Origin of the sequence: Streptomyces sp. NPDC052701 (assembly GCF_040678355.1) — a bacterium.
Taxonomy (GTDB): Bacteria; Actinomycetota; Actinomycetes; order Streptomycetales; family Streptomycetaceae; genus Streptomyces.
Map to the genome: position 1 here is coordinate 1 of NZ_JBFATO010000040.1, position 17,403 is coordinate 17,403.

Here is a 17,403-nt window from a genome sequence, read left to right on the forward strand (position 1 = left end):
CCGGACCACCACGCCCAGTCCCACCCAACCCCCTCCACCCGCCCGGACCACCACGCCCAGTCCCACCCAACCCCCTCCACCCGCCCGGACCACCACGCCCAGTCCCACCCAACCCCCTCCACCCGCCCGGACCACCACGGCCGGGCCCACCGCCCGGGCCGTGGACCGGTGCCGGCCGGCCGGTGCGCGGCATCGCGCGGACCCTCGCCGCCGCCCGCGGCCGACCGGTCCTCCCCGGGATCCGCGCCGGAGCGGCCGGGACCGTCCCGGGCACCGCGCCCCCAGGACCGGGCACCGCGTCCCCGGGGCCGGGCGCCAGCCCCGGGGCGGCCGGCGCCGTCGAGACCTCCACGGCCCCGCGGATCCGGGCACGCCGCAGGCCGGACGGGAGGATCCCGCCGCCGACGGGACGGGCGCCGTGCGCGCCCCGGCGAAGGACCTCGCGTGAACCCCGCCGCCCCGCGCGCCCCGCGCCGGAGCGGGCGGCTGCGGGTGCTCGTCCTGCTGCTCACGCTGCTCGTGGCGGGCGCGCCCGTCCGGGCCCAGGCGGCGCCGGCCGGCGCGGCGCCCGGGGACAACGGCTGCCCGGCCGTCGAGCACGACGTCCCGGACTCCGCCGTGCGATCCGCGCCGCGGCACGGCCGGCGCCCCGCCGCACCGCCGCGCCCCGCGCCGTCACCGGCCGCCCGGCGGGCCGCTTCCGGACCGCGGCCCGCCCCGCGGCCGCCCCGGCCGCCGCACACCGGGAACGCGCTGCGCCGTGTGGTCCTGCGCTGCTGACCGGACCGACCACCGGTCCCCGAAGCCACGCACGCACCCACGGAAGGAGAACGACCGCCATGCTCGAAGACCCGTACGCGGTGATGCGCGCCCTGCTGCGCGCGGAGGCCGCCCGCAGCACGCCCAGGCCCGAGCCCAAACCCGACGCGCGGCAGCCGCGGAAGCCGCAGAAGGAGCGAGAACGCGGCTGACCGGCCGGACCGGCGGGCGGCGGCGGGCCCGGGGGGGGCACCGCCGCCCTGCCGTCGGGGGAGTCCGGGAAGGGAACGGCCCCTTTCGGGCCGGTCGGGCGCACGCTCCGCGCGACCGCCGCCGGGAAGGCACGGCCGCGGCCGCCGGGGAACCCGGGGCCGCCCCGGCCGTGGCGGCGGGAGCCCGCGGCGGCCCGCGGGACGGTTTCACGGCCGCTCCTCCAGAACCGCTTCCCGATTCATCCCGATTTCGACCGCCTTTTCCGGCGTCGCACTCCGCCACCGTGGCTGCGCCCGGAAGGTCATGACCGGTAGGCTTTCCGTGTGATCTTCAAGCGCATCGGAAACGGCCGGCCGTACCCCGACCACGGCCGGGAGAGCACCCGGCAGTGGGCGGACGTCGCGCCGCGCCCGGTCCGCCTCGATCAGCTCGTGACGACCAAGCAGCAGCTCGACCTGGAGACCCTGCTCGCCGAGGACTCCACCTTCTACGGCGACCTCTTCGCGCACGTCGTGAAGTGGCAGGGCGACCTGTACCTGGAGGACGGCCTGCACCGCGCGGTGCGCGCGGCGCTCCAGCAGCGCCAGGTGCTGCACGCACGGGTGCTCGAACTCGACTGACCGGGCCGCGCCCCCGCGTCTTGGCCCTTTCGGGTTGGACCGGGCGACGTCGAATGATCATCTAGTAGGCAGAGTCGCCCGCGCACACTACGCTGCGCCCATGAGCATGCTGACTCCCCCCGGCATGGGCGGCCAGTACCGCATCACGGGGGACAAGTACCCGCGGATGCGCCGTCCCCGGCGGCGGGGCAGGCTCGTGCTCCTCGCCGTCGCCTCCGCGGCCGTGCTCGGCGTGTTCGGCTGGGGCACGCTGCAGCTCGTCGACATCTTCACCGGCGGCGGCGGAAAGGCCTCGGCGGCCGGCACCAAGGCAGGCTGCCCGGCCGAGGCGAGCCCCTCGCCCAGCGCCCGCGCCCTGCCCGAGCCGCGCCGGATCACGGTCAACGTGCTCAACGCCACGACCCGCAGCGGTCTCGCCAAGAAGACCGCGGACGAACTGAAGAAGCGCGGCTTCACGATCGGCGACGTGGGCAACGCGCCCGAGGAGTACGACAAGAAGGTCAAGGGCACCGGCGTCCTGCTCGGCCCCGTGTCCGCCCGGGACACCTCGCTGTCCGTCCTCGCCGCCCAGCTGTCCGGCGCCGAGCGGCGCACCGACGCGGCCCGCAAGGGCACCGCCGTCGACCTCATCCTGGGCGACGGCTTCGAGCAGCTCGCGAAGAAGGCGGACGCCGACCGGGCGCTGGCCGCGCTGGCCAGTCCCGAGCCGACGCCCGCCGCGAGGAAGGGCTGCTGAGGAGGGCTACTCGGCGGCTCCGTACATCCGGTCCCCCGCGTCGCCGAGGCCCGGCACGATGTAGCCGTGCTCGTTGAGGCGCTCGTCGACCGAGGCCGTCACGACCGTCACCGGGGTGCCGGCCAGTTCGCGTTCCATGACCTCCACGCCCTCCGGCGCGGCCAGCAGCACCACGGCGGTCACGTCGTCCGCGCCGCGCTTGATCAGCTCCTGGATCGCGGCGACCAGCGTGCCGCCGGTGGCCAGCATGGGGTCCAGGACGTAGACCTGGCGTCCGGAGAGGTCCTCCGGCATGCGCGTGGCGTACGTGGAGGCCTGCAGCGTCTCCTCGTTGCGGATCATGCCGAGGAAGCCCACCTCGGCGGTCGGCAGCAGCCGGACCATGCCGTCCAGCATGCCCAGGCCGGCCCGCAGGATCGGCACCACCAGCGGACGCGGGTGGGAGAGCTTGACGCCCGTGGTCCGGGCGACCGGCGTCTGGATGTCGACCTGTTCGGTGCGCACGTCGCGCGTGGCCTCGTAGGCGAGCAGGGTGACCAGCTCGTCGGCGAGACGGCGGAAGGTCGCGGAGTCGGTGCGCTGGTCGCGCAACGTGGTGAGCTTGTGGGCGACCAGGGGATGGTCGACGACGTGGAGACGCATGTCCACCACACTAACCGGGCCGCAGAGGCCCGGCGTCCCCGCCTTCGGCGGGTATGCGGGCCGGTCACCGGCCCGCCACTGGCGTCGAACCGGCCGTCCGGGGGAAAGTGGGAGGGACGGAACAAGGGTGGTGAGCCGATGCCCGACCGGGATCCCCGAGACGATCCGTCGCCGCGCGAGCGGCCCGACGCGGCGGAGACGGACGCCGAACGGCGCCGGCGCCGCGCCGAGTTCCTGCGGGACCTCGCCGAGGCCCGGGAACTGCGCGCCCGTGTCCAGCCGCGCCGCGCCAAGACGGCACGCCTGAGGCACGCGATGCGCATGCGCACGTTCCGCTGGTAGGCCCCCGGGCGGGGGGACCGGTGTGCGTGCTCCCCGGCCGGAAGATCGCGGGGCTTTCGCGCGTTGCCGGGGCGGAGGTGCGTGGACTGCGGGAAAAGCCGCGTACGATCCGCAAGTGGCGGCAACGAGTGCGCTGGTGGGTCCTGCACGGACGGGTGCGCGTTCCTCCCCCGGGACGCGTGGTCGAAACTGCGGACACAGGGAGCCGAAGACGTCCCCTGAACGCCTTGTTTCTGCCACGATTCCGAGTGGGCGGGGCTCGGAGCAGCACTCCCCGCCCGCAACCTCCGCCGGGGGGAATCCCAACCGGCACGCCTATGACCAGTGGGAGAGTCACGGTGTACTTCGCCGCACTGCTCGCGCGCACCGAAGACGGGTGGGAAGCGAGCGACACAGAGCTCGACGATGTGGAGACCCTGTCGGATCTGGCCGACCTGGCCCGGGAAGCCTCTCCCGACGAGGACACGGTGCTCGTGCTGATCGAGCAGGAGGACGCCTGGTTCGGCGTCGTCCGCGTGGACGGCGAGGACGACCCTCGTATCTACGTCTCGGACGCCACCGCCGCTGCCCGCAGCAGCTACGGCGAGATCCTGCTCACCGACGAGCTGCTCGGCCGGGAGCCCGGCGACGACGGCCCCGACCTGGACGCCCTCGACCTCGACGGCACGGAGGACGGTGAGGACGACGAGGACGACGAGGCCGACGAGGACGGCGGCGCGGCCGCCGGCTCCGCCGAGGCGGTGCCGCACGGCCCGGTCGGCGACGCCCAGATCCTGGAGGACCTCGGCGTGAGCGAGAAGGAGCTGCGCTCCCTGTCGGAGGACGCGCTCACCGAGATCGCCGAGGCGCTGGGCGCCTCGGAGACCCTGGAGACCGTCCGCTGACCGACCCGACCGACCACACCGACCCGACCGACCACACCGACCCGACCGTCGCCGGGCCCCCGGACCCGGTGCGGGACCGCTGGCGGGCCGCGATGCGGCTCGCCCTGGAGGAGGCCGGACAGGCCGCCCGGGGCGGCGACGTCCCCGTCGGCGCCGTCGTGCTGGCCCCGGACGGCCGTACCGTGCTCGCGGCCGGGCACAACGAACGCGAGGCCACCGGCGACCCGACGGCCCACGCGGAGGTCCTCGCCGTCCGGCGGGCCGCCGCCGCGACCGGCCGGTGGCGGCTCACCGGCTGCACCCTCGTGGTCACGCTGGAGCCGTGCACGATGTGCGCGGGCGCGCTCGTGCAGGCCCGGGTGGACCGCGTCGTCTACGGCGCCCGCGACGAGAAGGCGGGCGCGACCGGTTCCCTCTGGGACGTCGTGCGCGACCGCCGGCTCAACCACCGGCCCGAGGTGATCGAGGGCGTGCTCGCCGAGGAGTGCGCCCGGCTCCTCACCGGCTTCTTCCGGGATCGTTGAATACCGATTTCAAAGCAGTGCCCACCTTGCTGTAAGGTCTCCCTCGGTAGCGTGTCCGAGCGGCCGAAGGAGCTCGCCTCGAAAGCGAGTGTGGCGCAAGTCACCGAGGGTTCAAATCCCTCCGCTACCGCTGGAGAAGGGCCTCGTCGTCAGACGGGGCCCTTCGTGCGATCATGAGCGCGCCCGGCGCAGCTCAATGACAGGGGAGGCCGCGATGGCGGTGAACGCCAAGAAGATCGCCGTCTACGTCCTCGCGGTCTTCGTGCTCTACGTGATCATCACGGACCCGGCCAAGGCCGCCGACTACGTCCAGATAGGGTTCGAGGGCATATCGGACGCGGCCAAGGCCCTCGGCGACTTCGCGACCTGGGTCGCCAACGGAGGGAAGTCATGATCCGCCACCTGGTCCTCTTCAAGCTCGCCGAGGGCGTCCGGCGCGACGACCCGCGCGTGGTGGAGGGCGTCGAGGTCTTCCGCGCGCTGGAGGGGAAGATCCCGGAGATCCGCTTCTGGGAGCTGGGCTGGAACCTCAGCGACCGGCCCGTCGCCCACGACTTCGCGATCAACTCCGCCTTCGACGACCCCGAGGCGCTGCGCCGCTACGTGGAGCACCCCGAGCACCAGGCGGGCGTCGCGCTGTGGCGCGAGTTCGCCACCTGGGTGATCGCCGACTACGAGTTCTGAGGCACCGCCCCCGGGAGCCCTCCGCCGGGACGGCGGGGGGCTTTGTCGCGTTTACCCTGCAAACTTGCCCCTCAACACGGCGTTATGCGGTGCTTGCGCACAATGGACTGTCTTGTGATGCTATGACCGCTTTTGACGGACGGATTGACGGATGAGTTGACGGATGAAGAGGTGGCGTTGACCGTGTCGGCCAGTACTGCGCCGCCCCAGGACGAGGTTCCCGCCCAGGCCCCGGCTCCGGACCCGGCTCCGGACCCGGCCGAGACCGAGACCGAGACCGAGACCCCGGCGAAGCGCCGCGGCGCCGACACCCGCGCGCTGACCCAGGTGCTCTTCGCCCAGCTCAAGGAACTCCAGCCGGGGACTGCGGAGCACCACCGGGTGCGCGGGGCGCTCATCGAGGCCAACCTCCCGCTGGTGCGCTACGCGGCCGCCCGCTTCCGCTCCCGCAACGAGCCGATGGAGGACGTGGTCCAGGTCGGCACCATCGGCCTGATCAACGCCATCGACCGCTTCGACCCGGACCGGGGCGTGCAGTTCCCGACGTTCGCGATGCCGACCGTGATCGGCGAGATCAAGCGGTACTTCCGCGACAACGTCCGCACCGTCCACGTACCGCGCCGGCTGCACGAGCTGTGGGTGCAGGTCAACGGCGCCACCGAGGACCTGACGACCTCCCTCGGGCGCTCCCCGAGCACGGCCGAGATCGCCGAGCGGCTGCGCATCACCGAGGAGGAGGTGCTGTCCTGCATCGAGGCGGGGCGGTCCTACCACGCCACCTCGCTGGAGGCCGCGCAGGAGGGCGACGGGATGCCCGGGCTGCTGGACCGGCTCGGCTACGAGGACCCGGCGCTCGACGGCGTGGAGCACCGCGACCTCGTACGGCACCTGCTGGTCCAGCTCCCGGAACGGGAGCAGCGGATCCTGCTGCTGCGCTACTACAGCAACCTCACCCAGTCGCAGATCAGCGCGGAACTCGGCGTCTCCCAGATGCACGTCTCACGGCTGCTGGCACGCAGTTTCCAGCGGCTGCGCTCCGCGAACCGGATCGACGCCTAACCGAATACCTGATCGAGACATCACCGGAGTGGGCGAATCGCCCGCCGGGACACTTCCGTGCGGTTCCGTGCCGAAACACCGTCAGACCCTTTGTTTCCAGGGCCGTTTCACGTCTCGCATGTCGACATGTCACTACAGCGCGTTGCCGACATGTGACATTCTGCGTGAAGAGCGTTTGCCGGAGCTCCGGCTCCGGTATTCAGGTGAAGGCTGCGTTCCCGGAAGGGGAGCGTGCGCCGCGACCGTCCCGCGACCCAAAGGGGGTGGCATGTCCGTAGAACAGGGCAGCTCGAAGGTGCTCACGCTCGCGGAGAGCGACACAGTGCCCCACGCGCTCGACACGCTCGACGACGTCACGGGTGACGTCCCGGGCCTCGAGGCCGCGTCCGCCCCGGCTCTCCCCGCCTCCCAGGTCCCGGCCGCGCCGGCCCCGGAGGACATCGACACCCGCACCCTGTCCCGCTCCCTGTTCCTGCGGCTCGCCGCGCTCGACGAGGACAGCCCCGAGCGTGCCTACGTCCGGGACACCCTGATCGAACTCAACCTCCCGCTGGTGCGCTACGCCGCGGCCCGCTTCCGCTCCCGCAACGAGCCGATGGAGGACATCGTCCAGGTCGGCACCATCGGGCTGATCAAGGCGATCGACCGCTTCGACTGCGAACGCGGTGTGGAGTTCCCCACGTTCGCGATGCCGACCGTCGTCGGCGAGATCAAGCGGTTCTTCCGCGACACGTCGTGGTCGGTGCGGGTGCCGCGCCGGCTCCAGGAGCTGCGCCTGGCGCTGACGAAGGCCAGCGACGAGCTCTCCCAGAAGCTCGACCGGTCCCCGACGGTCACCGAACTCGCCGCCGTGCTGGGCGTGTCCGAGGAGGACGTCGTCGACGGGCTCGCGGTCGGCAACGCGTACACGGCCTCCTCGCTGGACTCCCCCGCCCCCGAGGACGACGGCGGCGAGGGCTCGCTCGCGGACCGGCTCGGCTACGAGGACACGGCTCTGGAGGGCGTGGAGTACCGCGAGTCCCTCAAGCCGCTGCTGGCCAAGCTCCCGCCCCGCGAGCGGCGGATCATCATGCTGCGCTTCTTCGCCAACATGACCCAGTCGCAGATCGGCGAGGAGGTCGGCATCTCCCAGATGCACGTCTCCCGGCTGCTGACCCGGACGCTGGCGCAGCTGCGGGACGGGCTCATCTCCGACTGACGTCCCGCACGCGCATACGGCCATCGCCGCCGCGACGCCTTCCCGGGCGCCGCGGCGGCCGTCGTGTGTGTGGACCGGGTCCGGGCGGGGCGCCTTCCCCGACGCGTTCCCTTGCCGCCGCGGGCGGGCGCGGAGCCCGGGGAGAGGCGGGCGCGAAGCCCGGGAGGGGCGGGCGCGAAGCCCAAAAGGGGCGGGCGCCCGCCCGGTTACGCCAGCGCCAGCCAGGCCACCGCCGCCACGATCGCCACCACGGCGACGACGCCGACGATCAGACCGATGCGGGGGCCGGCCGGAGCGGCGGCCTGACGGGACTGCGGGGCGGCCTCGTCCACGAACGCGCGGAACATCTGGGTGCTGCCGGCGGGGTCGTAATTGCCCTGGGGGCCCGGGTTGTTAGCCATGGCCCGAGACCCTAGCGAATCCGCGGTGACGGCCCAAGTGCGGGTCGGCCGGTCCGGCCCGCCGGCACCACCTGCGTGTTCACTGCCGCAATACATGCCTTTGCCAAGTTTTTGTCACCCGCTCCCCCTTTTTTGTTTGCCTGTAGCAACCAACAGCTTCTATGGTTGCCCTAAGCAACGAAATGGGAGGTGTGATGGCCGAGAGGGCGCGATACGAGGAGCTGATCCGTCAGTTCAGCGCCTTCGGCGCCGTGAAACGGGAGCTGAGCCGCATCCTGCCGGCCGACTGCCCCAGCGGCTCGGCGACCGTCCTGGCCCTGGTCGACCGCCACGGCGACATACGCATGAGCAAGCTCGCGGAGCTGCTCGCCGTGGACATGTCGGTCACCAGTCGCCATGTCGCCCATCTCGCCGAGCGCGGCTGGATCGAGCGCTCCCCCGACCCGGCGGACAAGCGTTCGCGCATCCTGCGTCTGACGCCCGCCGGCCGGGCACAGCTCGACGAACTGTCCCGGCGCACCACCCAGGTCCTGACCGAACGCCTGAGCGACTGGTCGGACGAGGACGTCGGCCAGCTCACCCGGCTGATGGCCCGGCTCCGGGAGAGCATCGGCGACCGCCGGTCCGCCCACCGGGCGGGACCGCCGCCCCGGCCCGCACCGTCCGCACGCGCAGGGACCACCCGTACACCCGCAAGCACGTAAGAGAAGGAAGCCCATGGCAACGACCACACCAGCCGGTGTGCGGGCTCATGCCAAGCACGGGGGAGGCTCCTCCGCCGGCCACGCTCCGATGACGCACCGGCAGATCATGGAGGCGCTGTCCGGGCTGCTGCTCGGCATGTTCGCCGCCATCCTGTCCTCCACCATCGTCTCCAACGCCCTGCCCGAGATCATCACGGACCTGGGCGGCGGCCAGAGCGCGTACACCTGGGTGGTGACCGCCGCGCTGCTGGCGATGACGGCCTCCACCCCCCTGTGGGGCAAGCTCGCCGACCTGGTCAGCAAGAAGGCGCTGGTCCAGATAGCCCTGTGCGTCTACATCGCCGGCTCGATCGTCGCGGGTCTGTCGCAGAACCCCGGCATGCTGATCGGCGCCCGTGTCATCCAGGGCCTCGGCGCCGGCGGTCTGACCGCGCTGGCGCAGATCATCATGGCCGCGATGATCTCCCCGCGCGAGCGGGGCCGGTACTCCGGCTACCTCGGCGCCACCTTCGCCGTGGCGACGGTCGGCGGTCCGCTGGTCGGCGGCGTGATCACGGACACCGAGTGGCTCGGCTGGCGCTGGTGCCTGTACGTCGGCGTGCCGTTCGCGCTGATCGCGCTGCTGGTGCTGCAGAAGACGCTGCACCTGCCGGAGAGCAGGCGCAAGGTCAAGGTCGACTGGGCCGGCGCCTTCTTCATCACCGCCGCCGTGTGCCTGCTGCTGATCTGGGTCACCTTCGCCGACGACAAGTACGACTGGCTGTCCTGGCAGACGTACGCCATGGTGGGCGGCGCGCTCGTGCTCGCGCTGGTCTTCGTGTTCGTGGAGACCAGGGCCGCCGAGCCGGTCATCCCGCTGGGCCTGTTCCGCAACCGCACCATCACGCTGGCCTCGGTGGCCTCGCTGTTCGTCGGCATCGCGATGTTCGCGGGCACCGTCTTCTTCAGCCAGTACTTCCAGCTCGCGCGGGACGAGTCCCCGACCATGTCGGGCGTCATGACGATCCCGATGATCGCCGGCCTGTTCGTCTCCTCGACCGTCTCCGGCCTGGTCATCACCCGGACCGGCAGGTGGAAGGCCTGGCTGGTGGCGGGCGGCGCCCTGCTGACGGCGGGCCTGGGCCTGCTGGGCACCATGCGCTACGACACCCCGTACTGGCACATCGCCCTCTTCATGGCGGTCATGGGCCTCGGCACCGGCATGATGATGCAGAACCTGGTGCTGTCCACGCAGAACCAGGTCGCCCCGCACGAGCTCGGCGCCGCCAGCTCGGTGGTCACCTTCTTCCGGTCGCTCGGCGGCGCGGTGGGCGTCTCCGCGCTCGGCTCGGTGATGTCGTCCCGGATCACCCACTACGCCGAGGACACCATCGGCGCGCTCGGCCCGCGGGAGCGGATGGCGGCCGGCAAGGCCGTGGGCAGCGGCGAGCTGCCGGACATGGACGCGCTGCCCGCCCCCGTCCGCACCTGGCTGGAGAGCGCCTACGGACACGGCATCGCCGACATCTTCCTGTACGTCGCCCCGGTCGCCCTGCTCGCCTTCCTGGTGACGCTGTTCATCAAGGAGGTCCCGCTGCGGACCACGGGCGCGCTCGCCCAGGCGGCGGAGGCCGGGACCCCTGCGGGGGCGCCCGCCCCGGCCACGCAGGACCAGGCGCCGGACCAGGAGCCGGACCAGGCACCGGGCCGGGCCGTGGCGCACACCGGGCCGTCCGGCGAGGGCACGGACACGCAGCGGCTCGCGGCCCTCGCCACGGCCGTCCGCCCCGAGGGGCCGTCCGGCTCCCCGGGCGACGGGATCCCGGTGCGCGGCCGGGTGCGCGGCGCCGAGTCCGCACCCGTCCCGCAGGCCGCCGTCACGCTGATCTCGTTGACGGGACGGCAGCTGGGCCGGTCGGTCGCGCAGGCCGACGGCTCCTACGCGCTGGACGCCCCGGGCGCCGGTTCGTACGTCCTGATCGCCTCCGCCGACGGCTACCAGCCGCAGGCGTCCACGATCGTGGTGAACGGCGAACCGGTCGCCTACGACGTCCTGCTCAACGGCACCAGCGGGCTGACCGGCCTGGTGCGGGCCGCCGGGAGCGGGCTGCCGGTCGAGGACGCGATGGTGATCGTCACCGATGTGCGCGGGGACCTGCTGGCCGCCCGGGCCACCGGTGAGCAGGGCGAGTTCTCCTTCGCCGAGCTGGTGCCGGGCACGGTGACCGTCGCGGTGAACGCCGCCGGGTACCGGCCGCGCGCGCTGCCCGTGGAGGTGGGCGGCACCGGGGTCACCCGCGTCGAGGTCGACCTGGAGACGGGCGCCCGGCTCCAGGGTGTCGTCCGGGCCCCGCACGGTCCGCTCGCGGACGCCCGGGTGACGCTGGTGGACGCGGCGGGCAACGTGGTCGGCTCGGCCACGACCGGCGCGGACGGGGCGTACGCCTTCACCGACCTGGACGGCGGCGAGTACACCGTCATCGCCACGGGCTACCCGCCGGTGGCGACCGCCCTGACGGTGACCGGCCCCGGCGTCGACGGCCACGACATCGAGCTGGCCCACCCCGGCGAGTAGACCGGCCCCGGCCCGCGGCGGGCGGGCGCGCTCCGGGCTCCGGGCGCGCCCCGCCGCGGGCCGGCTTCCGCACTACGACCACCACGACCGATTTCTGCTGTTTTCGACAGTTTTCAGATACTTCAGCTTTCCGGTACTTCAGCTTTCCGGTACTTCTCAGGGAGAGACAACGGGATGGGACTGACCGCGAGGATCCGTACCCGGGACGGATGGGCCGTGTCGCACGCGGTCGTCACGGTGGCCGACACGACCGGCGCCCAGGTGCTGCGCGCCGAGGCGGACGCCGAGGGGGCCGTACGGGACGCGACCCCGCTGGCGCCGGGGGCGTACACCGTCATCGTCACGGCCGTCGGCTACGCGCCCGCCGCCGCCGGCGCGCTCGTCACCGCGAGCGGGCGGGCCGAGGTCGGCACGGTGACCCTGGCCCGGCAGGGCGGCACCGAGCTGCCGCCGCCGGGGCCGTGGACCGTCGACCCGGCGCACTCCAGCGTGGCCGCGGTGGCGCAGCACCTGGGGATCTCCAGCGTGCACGGCCGGTTCACGGAGTTCTCCGGCTCCATCGAGATCGCCCCGGACGACGTCGCGAAGTCCCGGGTGGAGGCGGTGATCCGGGCCGCGTCCATCGACACCGGCAACGGCGTGCGCGACACCCACCTGCGGTCCGCGGACTTCCTGGACGTCGAGCGGCACCCGGAGATCACCTACCGCTCCACGGGCCTGACCGCGGCCGGCTCCGACCGCTGGACGGTCCACGGCGAACTGGGCCTGCACGGCGTGGTCCGGCCGGTCGACCTGGACCTGTCCTACCTCGGCACCGGCCCGGACCCGTGGGGCGGGGTCCGGGCGGCCTTCCGCGCCACGACCGAACTGCGGCGCGAGGACTTCGCGATGAACTACAACCAGGTGCTGCAGGCGGGCATCGCCGCCATCGGCACCACGCTCAGGGTGGAGCTGGACATCCAGGCGGTGCAGGGCACGTCACTGCCCGCGGCGTGAGGACGGGCCGGCCGGCTCGGCGACCGTGGCCACCAGATGGGCGCACAGGTCGCGGAGTTTGACGTTCCTGTCCTGCGAGACGCGGCGCAGCCGTTCCAGCGCGTTGCGGGCGTCGATCCGCTCCCGCGCCATGAGGATGCCGATCGCCTGGTCGATGACGCTGCGGGAGAGCAGGGCGGTGCGCACGTCGGCCGCCGACGAGCGGCTGTGCTCGATGCGCAGGGCCACGTTGATCGCGTCCGTGGCCCGGGCGGCGAAGGCGCGGGCCGCGTCCCGCCCGGTCCCCAGCGCTCCGGGCTCCACGCCGTAGAAGTTGAGCGCGGCGCCCGCCTCGCCCTCGACGGGCAGCGGCAGCGCCAGCACGCAGCGGACGCCGGCGGACCGCGCGAACTCCGTGTACGACGGCCAGCGTGCCTCGGTGGCCAGGTCGGGCGCGTACTGCTCGGTGCCGGTGTCGGCGGCGTCGACGCAGGGACCCGAGCCGTTCTCGTACTGACGCTGGTCGAGGCCGCTGGGCAGGCCCCGGCTGCCGGCCAGGGTCAGCAGCCGGCCGGCGCGGCGCACCGTCACGCTGCAGGCCGCCGCGCCCGGCACCTCCTGCACCGCGCGGTCGGTCAGATCGCGCAGCAGGGTGTCGAGACCGCTGCTGCGCGCCATCTCCGTCTCCAGCGTGTCGGACGTCTCGGATCTCATGACCGTACGGATATCCCGTCGGCGACCGTTAACGCCCCCGGCGCCACGCGCCGCCCCCTCACGGCGTGTTGTGCGGCTCCACGATCCGGCGGGCCAGGTCGCGCAGTTTCACGTTCTCCCGCTGGGAGGCCCGCACCAGGCTCTCGAAGGCCCCGGCCGCGTCGATGTCCAGGCGCTCCATGAGGATGCCGGTGGCCTGGCCGATCAGGTCCCGGGTGTGCATCGCCTCGGTGAGCTGCTCGCGCACGGTCGCCGAGTCGAGGGCGATGCTGACGTGCGCGGTGAACAGCCGGCCGATCCGGGTGGCGTCCTCGTCGAAGGCGTCCGGCTTGCGGGCGTACGCCGTGAGCACGGTCAGCCGGCGGCGGTCGGCGCGCAGCCGCAGGGACAGGGCCGAGCGCAGGCCCAGACCGGACAGCGTCTCCCCGCCGTCGTCGGCCTCGCTGTCCGCCATCCGCACCACGGGGGTGGTCCACAGCCGCTCCCAGTAGGGCTGCCGTCCGCGATCGGTGTGCGGGGTCTCGGCGCAGCGCACGACCTCGTCGGTCCAGGCGACCGTGCGGCGCTGGTTGCTGCGCTCGATGACGGAGACCCCGGCGTGATCGGCACCGGGCATGAGGTGCACCGCCAGCCGGACCGCCGTGTGCAGGGTGCTGTGCGGCGTGGGCGTCTCGTGCAACTGCCGAGCCGCCGCCGTCAGCGCTTCCGCCAGCTCCAGCCCAGCCGGAAAACGGGGCAAATCAGAAAACTCGGACGCAGCCACCACGAACCTCTTCGGCATGCACGGCCGACCGACCGTGCGCAGGAGAGCTCCGCAGCACATTCCCGACTGCGAGCACAGGACGGACAGCACTTTAGCTGCTCGGTTGCGCCGAGGTGACGCCCGGCCGACGGGTCGGGGGGAGCGCTTTCGCACCCGCGCCCCGGCGTGGTGGAATGGGCCGACAGGTCAGGAAGCGGCCTTACCGGAATCCGGACGAACGTCTGCCAGGTGAGTGCTGTGCCCTTCCCCCCGCCTCCCACCGAGCCGCGCGACCACCCCGGCCGTGTCCTCCTCGCCCTGCCCCCCGAGATCGACGCCCGCAACGCCGACGAGCTCCTCACCCTCATCCTGTCCGCGGCCCGGGCCCGCGCCGGCCGGCTGCGCACCCTGGTCCTGGACCTGTCCGCGACCCGGTTCATGGACTCCCAGGGCGTCCGCCTCGTCAACGACGTGCGCCGGCGGCTGCGCCCCGGCGCCCGGGTCGTCGTCGTGGCGGAGGCGAACGGCGTACCGCGCCGGGTGCTGGAGCTGACCGGACTGCGCCGGGACGTCCCGGTGTACGACAGCCTCGACGAGGCCCTCGCGGCCTAGGGTCCGTCCAGGGCCTGTCGTCGGACTCCCGTCGTCCGCCCGGAGGGCGGGCGGGAGTTCGACGACAGACCCTAGGCTTGCCCCATGGCACCGAACGTCGCGACCAACACCCGTGTCTCCCTGGACGAGCTGCTGGACTTCGTCCGCCCGCGGCACCGCGCGATCCTGCTGACCCGGCGCGCCGACGGCAGCCCGCAGGGATCGCCGCTGACCTGCGGGGTCGACGACTCGGGGCGGATCGTGGTCTCCACCTACCCGGAGCGGGCCAAGACCCGCAACGCCAAGCGGGACGCGCGGGTCAGCGTCATCGTGCTCAGCGACGACTGGAACGGGCCGTGGGTGCAGATCGACGGCTCGGCCGAGGTCGTCGACGCGCCGGACTCCGTGGAGCCGCTCGTCGAGTACTACCGGAACATCGCCGGGGAGCATCCCGACTGGGACGAGTACCGCGCGGCGATGGTCAGGCAGGGCAAGTCGGTCATCCGGATCACGCCGCAGAAGTGGGGGCCGGTGGCCACCGGCGGCTTCCCGGCGCGGCTGGTCGAGGGGGAGTAGCCGGGCGGGCCGCTCAGCCCCGGGCCACCATCGCCTCGATGCCGGCGATCAGCAGGTCCAGGGCGAACTCGAAGTCGCGCTCCATCATCTCCCGCACCGTGTCGCCGCCGCGGGCCTCCATGATCTTCCTGGACTCCCGGATGATCTCGGCGGCCTGCGGTGCCTCGGTGACCGCGCTCAGGGCGTGCCGGAAGTAGTCGTCCGGGGTCATGCCGGTGGAGGCGGCACCGGCGAGGAAGTGGCCCTCCAGCGTGCCGTAGCCGTAGACGAACTGGAAGACGGCCGAGATCGCGCCCGTGACCCGGTGCTCGGGCAGCCCGGTCCTGCGGATCACGCGCTGCACGGTCCGGGCGAAGGCCAGGTAGTTCGGGCCGATGTTGAGGTACGTGCCGGCCAGCGGCGACACCCAGGAGTGGCGCACCAGCAGGCCGCGGTACTCCCGGGCCAGGACGCGCAGCTGGTCGCGCCAGTCATCGCCGGCGTCCGGGTCGGGCAGCGCGAACTCGCCCATGACCGCGTCCAGGGCGAGTTCGAGGAGGTCGTCCTTGGTGTCGACGTACCAGTAGACGGACATCGCGGTGACGTTGAGCTCCGCTGCCAGGCGGCGCATGGAGAACCCGGCCAGCCCCTCGGCGTCCAGCAGCCGCACGGTGACCTCGATGATCCGGTCCCGGTCCAGCCCGGACGGCTGCCCTCCGCCGCGCCCTCCCCGGCGGGGCTTGCCCTCCAGCCAGACGCTGGTCCGCACGGACCGCTGGGCTGCCTTCGCCATGGCGCACCTTCCTCGACTCTCCGCTGCCGGTCATGCTAAGCGCCCCTTCCGAAAGGGCGGGGACCTGCGCGATCGACCACCCGCGGGCCGCAGCCGCACGACTACCCAGCCGGCCGATCCCTCAGGCGCCCGCCGCCCGCGAGTCCGCCCGCTCCGCCCTGCGCAGCAGCGCGGCCGCGAGCAGTCCCCCGAGCAGGACGGCCAGCGCCCCCACGAGCAGGCTGGTCTCCAGCCCGGAGGAGAACGCGTCGATGATCCGCTCCCGCTCCCCGGCCGACCCCGCCGACGCCAGCGCCGCCGGCAGGCTGCTCGCCGCCACCGGGACCAGCGCCGCGAAGCGGGAGGTGAGCACCGCCCCGAGCACCGCGACGCCCAGCCCGTTGCCGAACTCCGCCACCGTGCCGTTGACGCCGGCGCCCACGCCCGCCTTCTCCCGGGGGATCGCGCTCATCACGGCGTGCGCCATGGCGGGGCTGGCGATCGCGCCGCCCACCCCGATCAGGACCAGGCCGAGCAGGGTGCCCGGGTAGCCGTGCTCGGCCAGCGTGGCGATGGACACCAGCCCGCCGGACATCAGCGTCATGCCCAGCGCGATGGAGACCGGCACCCCGAGCTTCGCCGTCCACTTCGCCGCCACGCCCGAGAAGTTGAGGGCGACGATCGTCAGGGCCAGGGGAGCGGTCCGCAGGCCCGCCTCCAGGGCGCCGTACCCGAGGACGAACTGCAGGTGCTGGGTGAGCAGGAACAGCGCCCCGCCCATGCCGAAGGCGATCAGCACCGCGCCGGCGACCGCGCCCGTGAACCGCCGGTTGCGGAAGAAGTGCGGGTCGAGCATGGGGTACGGGACGCGGCTCTCCCAGTACGCGAAGGCGCCCAGGACCACGGCCGCGACGCCCGCCGTGAGCAGCACCCGGCCGGAGGTCCAGCCGTGCCCGGGGCCGGAGATGATCGCGTACACCAGCGAGGTCATGCCGATCGTGGAGAGGAGCGCGCCGAGCAGGTCGGGGCGGTCGCCCTGGGGGCTCTTCGACTCGGGAACCAGGGCCACGACGGCCACCAGGCCCAGCGCCGCCACCGGCAGGTTGACCAGGAAGATCGCGCCCCACCAGAAGTGGTCGAGCATGAAGCCGCCGATCAGCGGTCCCGCCGCGAAGCCCAGGGAGTTGACGGCGGCCCAGACGCCGATCGCCCTGGGCTGCTCCTCGGTGGTGAAGATCTGCATCGCCACGGCGAGGGTGGTCGTCATCAGCAGCGCGCCGCCCACGCCCATGCCGGCCCGCGCCGCGATCAACTGGCCGGTGGTCTGGGCGAGTCCGGCCACCAGCGAGCCGATGCCGAACAGCGCCAGGCCGGTGAGCAGCATCTTCTTGCGGCCGTAGCGGTCGGCGGCGCTGCCCGCGGTGAGCAGCAGACCGGACTGCACCAGCGAGTACGCGTTGATCATCCACTGGATGTCGGAGGTCGCCGCGTCCATCTCGCGGGTCAGCGAGGGGATGGCGACGTTCAGGACGGTGTTGTCGAGCAGCACGGTGAGCTGCGCCAGGCAGATGACACCGAGGATCAGCCAGCGCTGGGGGTGGCCCTGGGAGTGCGCCTGGGTCGCTTCCGGGGAGGACGTCGTCATGCCGTACACCGTAGAACAGCCCTCATACGCCGTACAACACATAAACGGGGAGGGCGGTGGCCCGCGCCACCGCCCTCCCCGTCGGCCGA

22 protein-coding genes and 1 tRNA gene are annotated in these 17,403 nt (G+C 73.0%); 17 read left to right on the forward strand and 6 right to left on the reverse strand.

Annotation, left to right across the window (positions count from 1 at the left end; genetic code table 11):
• The first annotated feature begins 444 nt into the window (after positions 1-444).
• The 4 genes from AB0L29_RS30550 to AB0L29_RS30565 all read left to right on the forward strand — a co-directional run bounded on the left by AB0L29_RS30550 (position 445) and on the right by AB0L29_RS30565 (position 2,328).
• Entirely contained in the window at positions 445-780 is a 336-nt protein-coding gene (locus AB0L29_RS30550; RefSeq protein ID WP_365831694.1) for a hypothetical protein, read from the forward strand.
• A gap of 59 nt (positions 781-839) precedes the next feature.
• Positions 840-971 (forward strand): hypothetical protein, encoded by a 132-nt coding sequence (locus tag AB0L29_RS30555; protein ID WP_365831696.1) that lies wholly within the window; start codon positions 840-842, stop codon positions 969-971.
• A 324-nt stretch (positions 972-1,295) separates the two neighbouring features.
• On the forward strand, positions 1,296-1,592 hold the full coding sequence (locus AB0L29_RS30560) for a type II toxin-antitoxin system VapB family antitoxin (protein ID WP_004943146.1): 297 nt from the start codon (positions 1,296-1,298) through the stop codon (positions 1,590-1,592).
• Between the two features lie 124 nt (positions 1,593-1,716).
• The gene (locus tag AB0L29_RS30565; protein WP_365831815.1) at positions 1,717-2,328 is read left to right on the forward strand and encodes a LytR C-terminal domain-containing protein; all 612 of its coding nucleotides are present in this window, start codon (positions 1,717-1,719) and stop codon (positions 2,326-2,328) included.
• Between the two features lie 6 nt (positions 2,329-2,334).
• Here the strand turns inward: AB0L29_RS30565 and upp are convergent, their stop codons facing one another.
• A complete protein-coding gene (upp, locus tag AB0L29_RS30570; RefSeq protein WP_365831698.1) occupies positions 2,335-2,970 on the reverse strand; it encodes a uracil phosphoribosyltransferase in 636 nt (211 codons plus the stop codon).
• A 138-nt stretch (positions 2,971-3,108) separates the two neighbouring features.
• Here upp and AB0L29_RS30575 point away from each other — a divergent pair, with 138 nt between their 5' ends.
• The 8 genes from AB0L29_RS30575 (at position 3,109) to AB0L29_RS30610 (ending at position 7,661) form a co-directional block, all read left to right on the forward strand.
• On the forward strand, positions 3,109-3,312 hold the full coding sequence (locus AB0L29_RS30575; protein WP_365831700.1) for a hypothetical protein: 204 nt from the start codon (positions 3,109-3,111) through the stop codon (positions 3,310-3,312).
• A 338-nt stretch (positions 3,313-3,650) separates the two neighbouring features.
• Positions 3,651-4,196: a hypothetical protein gene (locus tag AB0L29_RS30580; protein WP_365831817.1), complete on the forward strand. Its 546-nt coding sequence runs from the start codon at positions 3,651-3,653 to the stop codon at positions 4,194-4,196.
• Between the two features lie 92 nt (positions 4,197-4,288).
• Positions 4,289-4,720 carry a tRNA adenosine(34) deaminase TadA gene (gene tadA / locus AB0L29_RS30585; RefSeq protein WP_365831819.1) on the forward strand — a complete coding sequence of 144 codons (432 nt, stop codon included), beginning with the start codon at positions 4,289-4,291 and terminating at the stop codon, positions 4,718-4,720.
• Between the two features lie 45 nt (positions 4,721-4,765).
• Positions 4,766-4,850, forward strand: a tRNA-Ser gene (locus AB0L29_RS30590).
• Between the two features lie 84 nt (positions 4,851-4,934).
• Positions 4,935-5,114 (forward strand): hypothetical protein, encoded by a 180-nt coding sequence (locus AB0L29_RS30595; RefSeq protein WP_365831702.1) that lies wholly within the window; start codon positions 4,935-4,937, stop codon positions 5,112-5,114.
• On the forward strand, positions 5,111-5,404 hold the full coding sequence (locus tag AB0L29_RS30600; RefSeq protein WP_365831704.1) for a Dabb family protein: 294 nt from the start codon (positions 5,111-5,113) through the stop codon (positions 5,402-5,404). The genes AB0L29_RS30595 and AB0L29_RS30600 overlap by 4 nt, the downstream gene beginning before the upstream one ends.
• Before the next feature lie 177 nt (positions 5,405-5,581).
• Positions 5,582-6,463: an RNA polymerase sigma factor SigF gene (locus AB0L29_RS30605; RefSeq protein WP_365831821.1), complete on the forward strand. Its 882-nt coding sequence runs from the start codon at positions 5,582-5,584 to the stop codon at positions 6,461-6,463.
• 268 nt (positions 6,464-6,731) lie between these two features.
• Complete coding sequence (locus AB0L29_RS30610) at positions 6,732-7,661, forward strand: RNA polymerase sigma factor SigF (RefSeq protein WP_365831706.1); 930 nt, start codon at positions 6,732-6,734, stop codon at positions 7,659-7,661.
• A 206-nt stretch (positions 7,662-7,867) separates the two neighbouring features.
• Here AB0L29_RS30610 and AB0L29_RS30615 read toward each other — a convergent pair whose 3' ends face one another.
• Complete coding sequence (locus AB0L29_RS30615; protein ID WP_365831708.1) at positions 7,868-8,062, reverse strand: hypothetical protein; 195 nt, start codon at positions 8,060-8,062, stop codon at positions 7,868-7,870.
• Positions 8,063-8,256: 194 nt separating this feature from the next.
• Here AB0L29_RS30615 and AB0L29_RS30620 point away from each other — a divergent pair, with 194 nt between their 5' ends.
• From AB0L29_RS30620 to AB0L29_RS30630, 3 genes are all read left to right on the forward strand, one after another.
• The gene (locus tag AB0L29_RS30620) at positions 8,257-8,766 is read left to right on the forward strand and encodes a MarR family transcriptional regulator (protein ID WP_365831710.1); all 510 of its coding nucleotides are present in this window, start codon (positions 8,257-8,259) and stop codon (positions 8,764-8,766) included.
• 13 nt (positions 8,767-8,779) lie between these two features.
• On the forward strand, positions 8,780-11,320 hold the full coding sequence (locus tag AB0L29_RS30625) for an MFS transporter (protein WP_365831712.1): 2,541 nt from the start codon (positions 8,780-8,782) through the stop codon (positions 11,318-11,320).
• Positions 11,321-11,494: 174 nt separating this feature from the next.
• Complete coding sequence (locus AB0L29_RS30630; protein ID WP_365831714.1) at positions 11,495-12,316, forward strand: YceI family protein; 822 nt, start codon at positions 11,495-11,497, stop codon at positions 12,314-12,316.
• Here the strand turns inward: AB0L29_RS30630 and AB0L29_RS30635 are convergent.
• Together AB0L29_RS30635 and AB0L29_RS30640 are read right to left on the reverse strand one after the other, a co-directional pair.
• A complete protein-coding gene (locus tag AB0L29_RS30635; RefSeq protein ID WP_365831716.1) occupies positions 12,299-13,009 on the reverse strand; it encodes a GAF and ANTAR domain-containing protein in 711 nt (236 codons plus the stop codon). The genes AB0L29_RS30630 and AB0L29_RS30635 overlap by 18 nt on opposite strands.
• A gap of 58 nt (positions 13,010-13,067) precedes the next feature.
• On the reverse strand, positions 13,068-13,790 hold the full coding sequence (locus AB0L29_RS30640) for an ANTAR domain-containing protein (RefSeq protein WP_365831718.1): 723 nt from the start codon (positions 13,788-13,790) through the stop codon (positions 13,068-13,070).
• A gap of 210 nt (positions 13,791-14,000) precedes the next feature.
• Here AB0L29_RS30640 and AB0L29_RS30645 point away from each other — a divergent pair, with 210 nt between their 5' ends.
• Positions 14,001-14,363, forward strand: coding sequence for an STAS domain-containing protein (locus AB0L29_RS30645; protein ID WP_365831720.1), 363 nt, complete (start codon positions 14,001-14,003; stop codon positions 14,361-14,363).
• An 84-nt stretch (positions 14,364-14,447) separates the two neighbouring features.
• The gene (locus tag AB0L29_RS30650; RefSeq protein ID WP_365831722.1) at positions 14,448-14,918 is read left to right on the forward strand and encodes a PPOX class F420-dependent oxidoreductase; all 471 of its coding nucleotides are present in this window, start codon (positions 14,448-14,450) and stop codon (positions 14,916-14,918) included.
• 13 nt (positions 14,919-14,931) lie between these two features.
• Here AB0L29_RS30650 and AB0L29_RS30655 read toward each other — a convergent pair whose 3' ends face one another.
• Together AB0L29_RS30655 and AB0L29_RS30660 are read right to left on the reverse strand one after the other, a co-directional pair.
• Positions 14,932-15,690: a TetR/AcrR family transcriptional regulator gene (locus tag AB0L29_RS30655; protein ID WP_365831724.1), complete on the reverse strand. Its 759-nt coding sequence runs from the start codon at positions 15,688-15,690 to the stop codon at positions 14,932-14,934.
• Between the two features lie 121 nt (positions 15,691-15,811).
• Complete coding sequence (locus AB0L29_RS30660) at positions 15,812-17,314, reverse strand: MFS transporter (RefSeq protein ID WP_365831726.1); 1,503 nt, start codon at positions 17,312-17,314, stop codon at positions 15,812-15,814.
• Positions 17,315-17,403 lie beyond the last annotated feature (89 nt).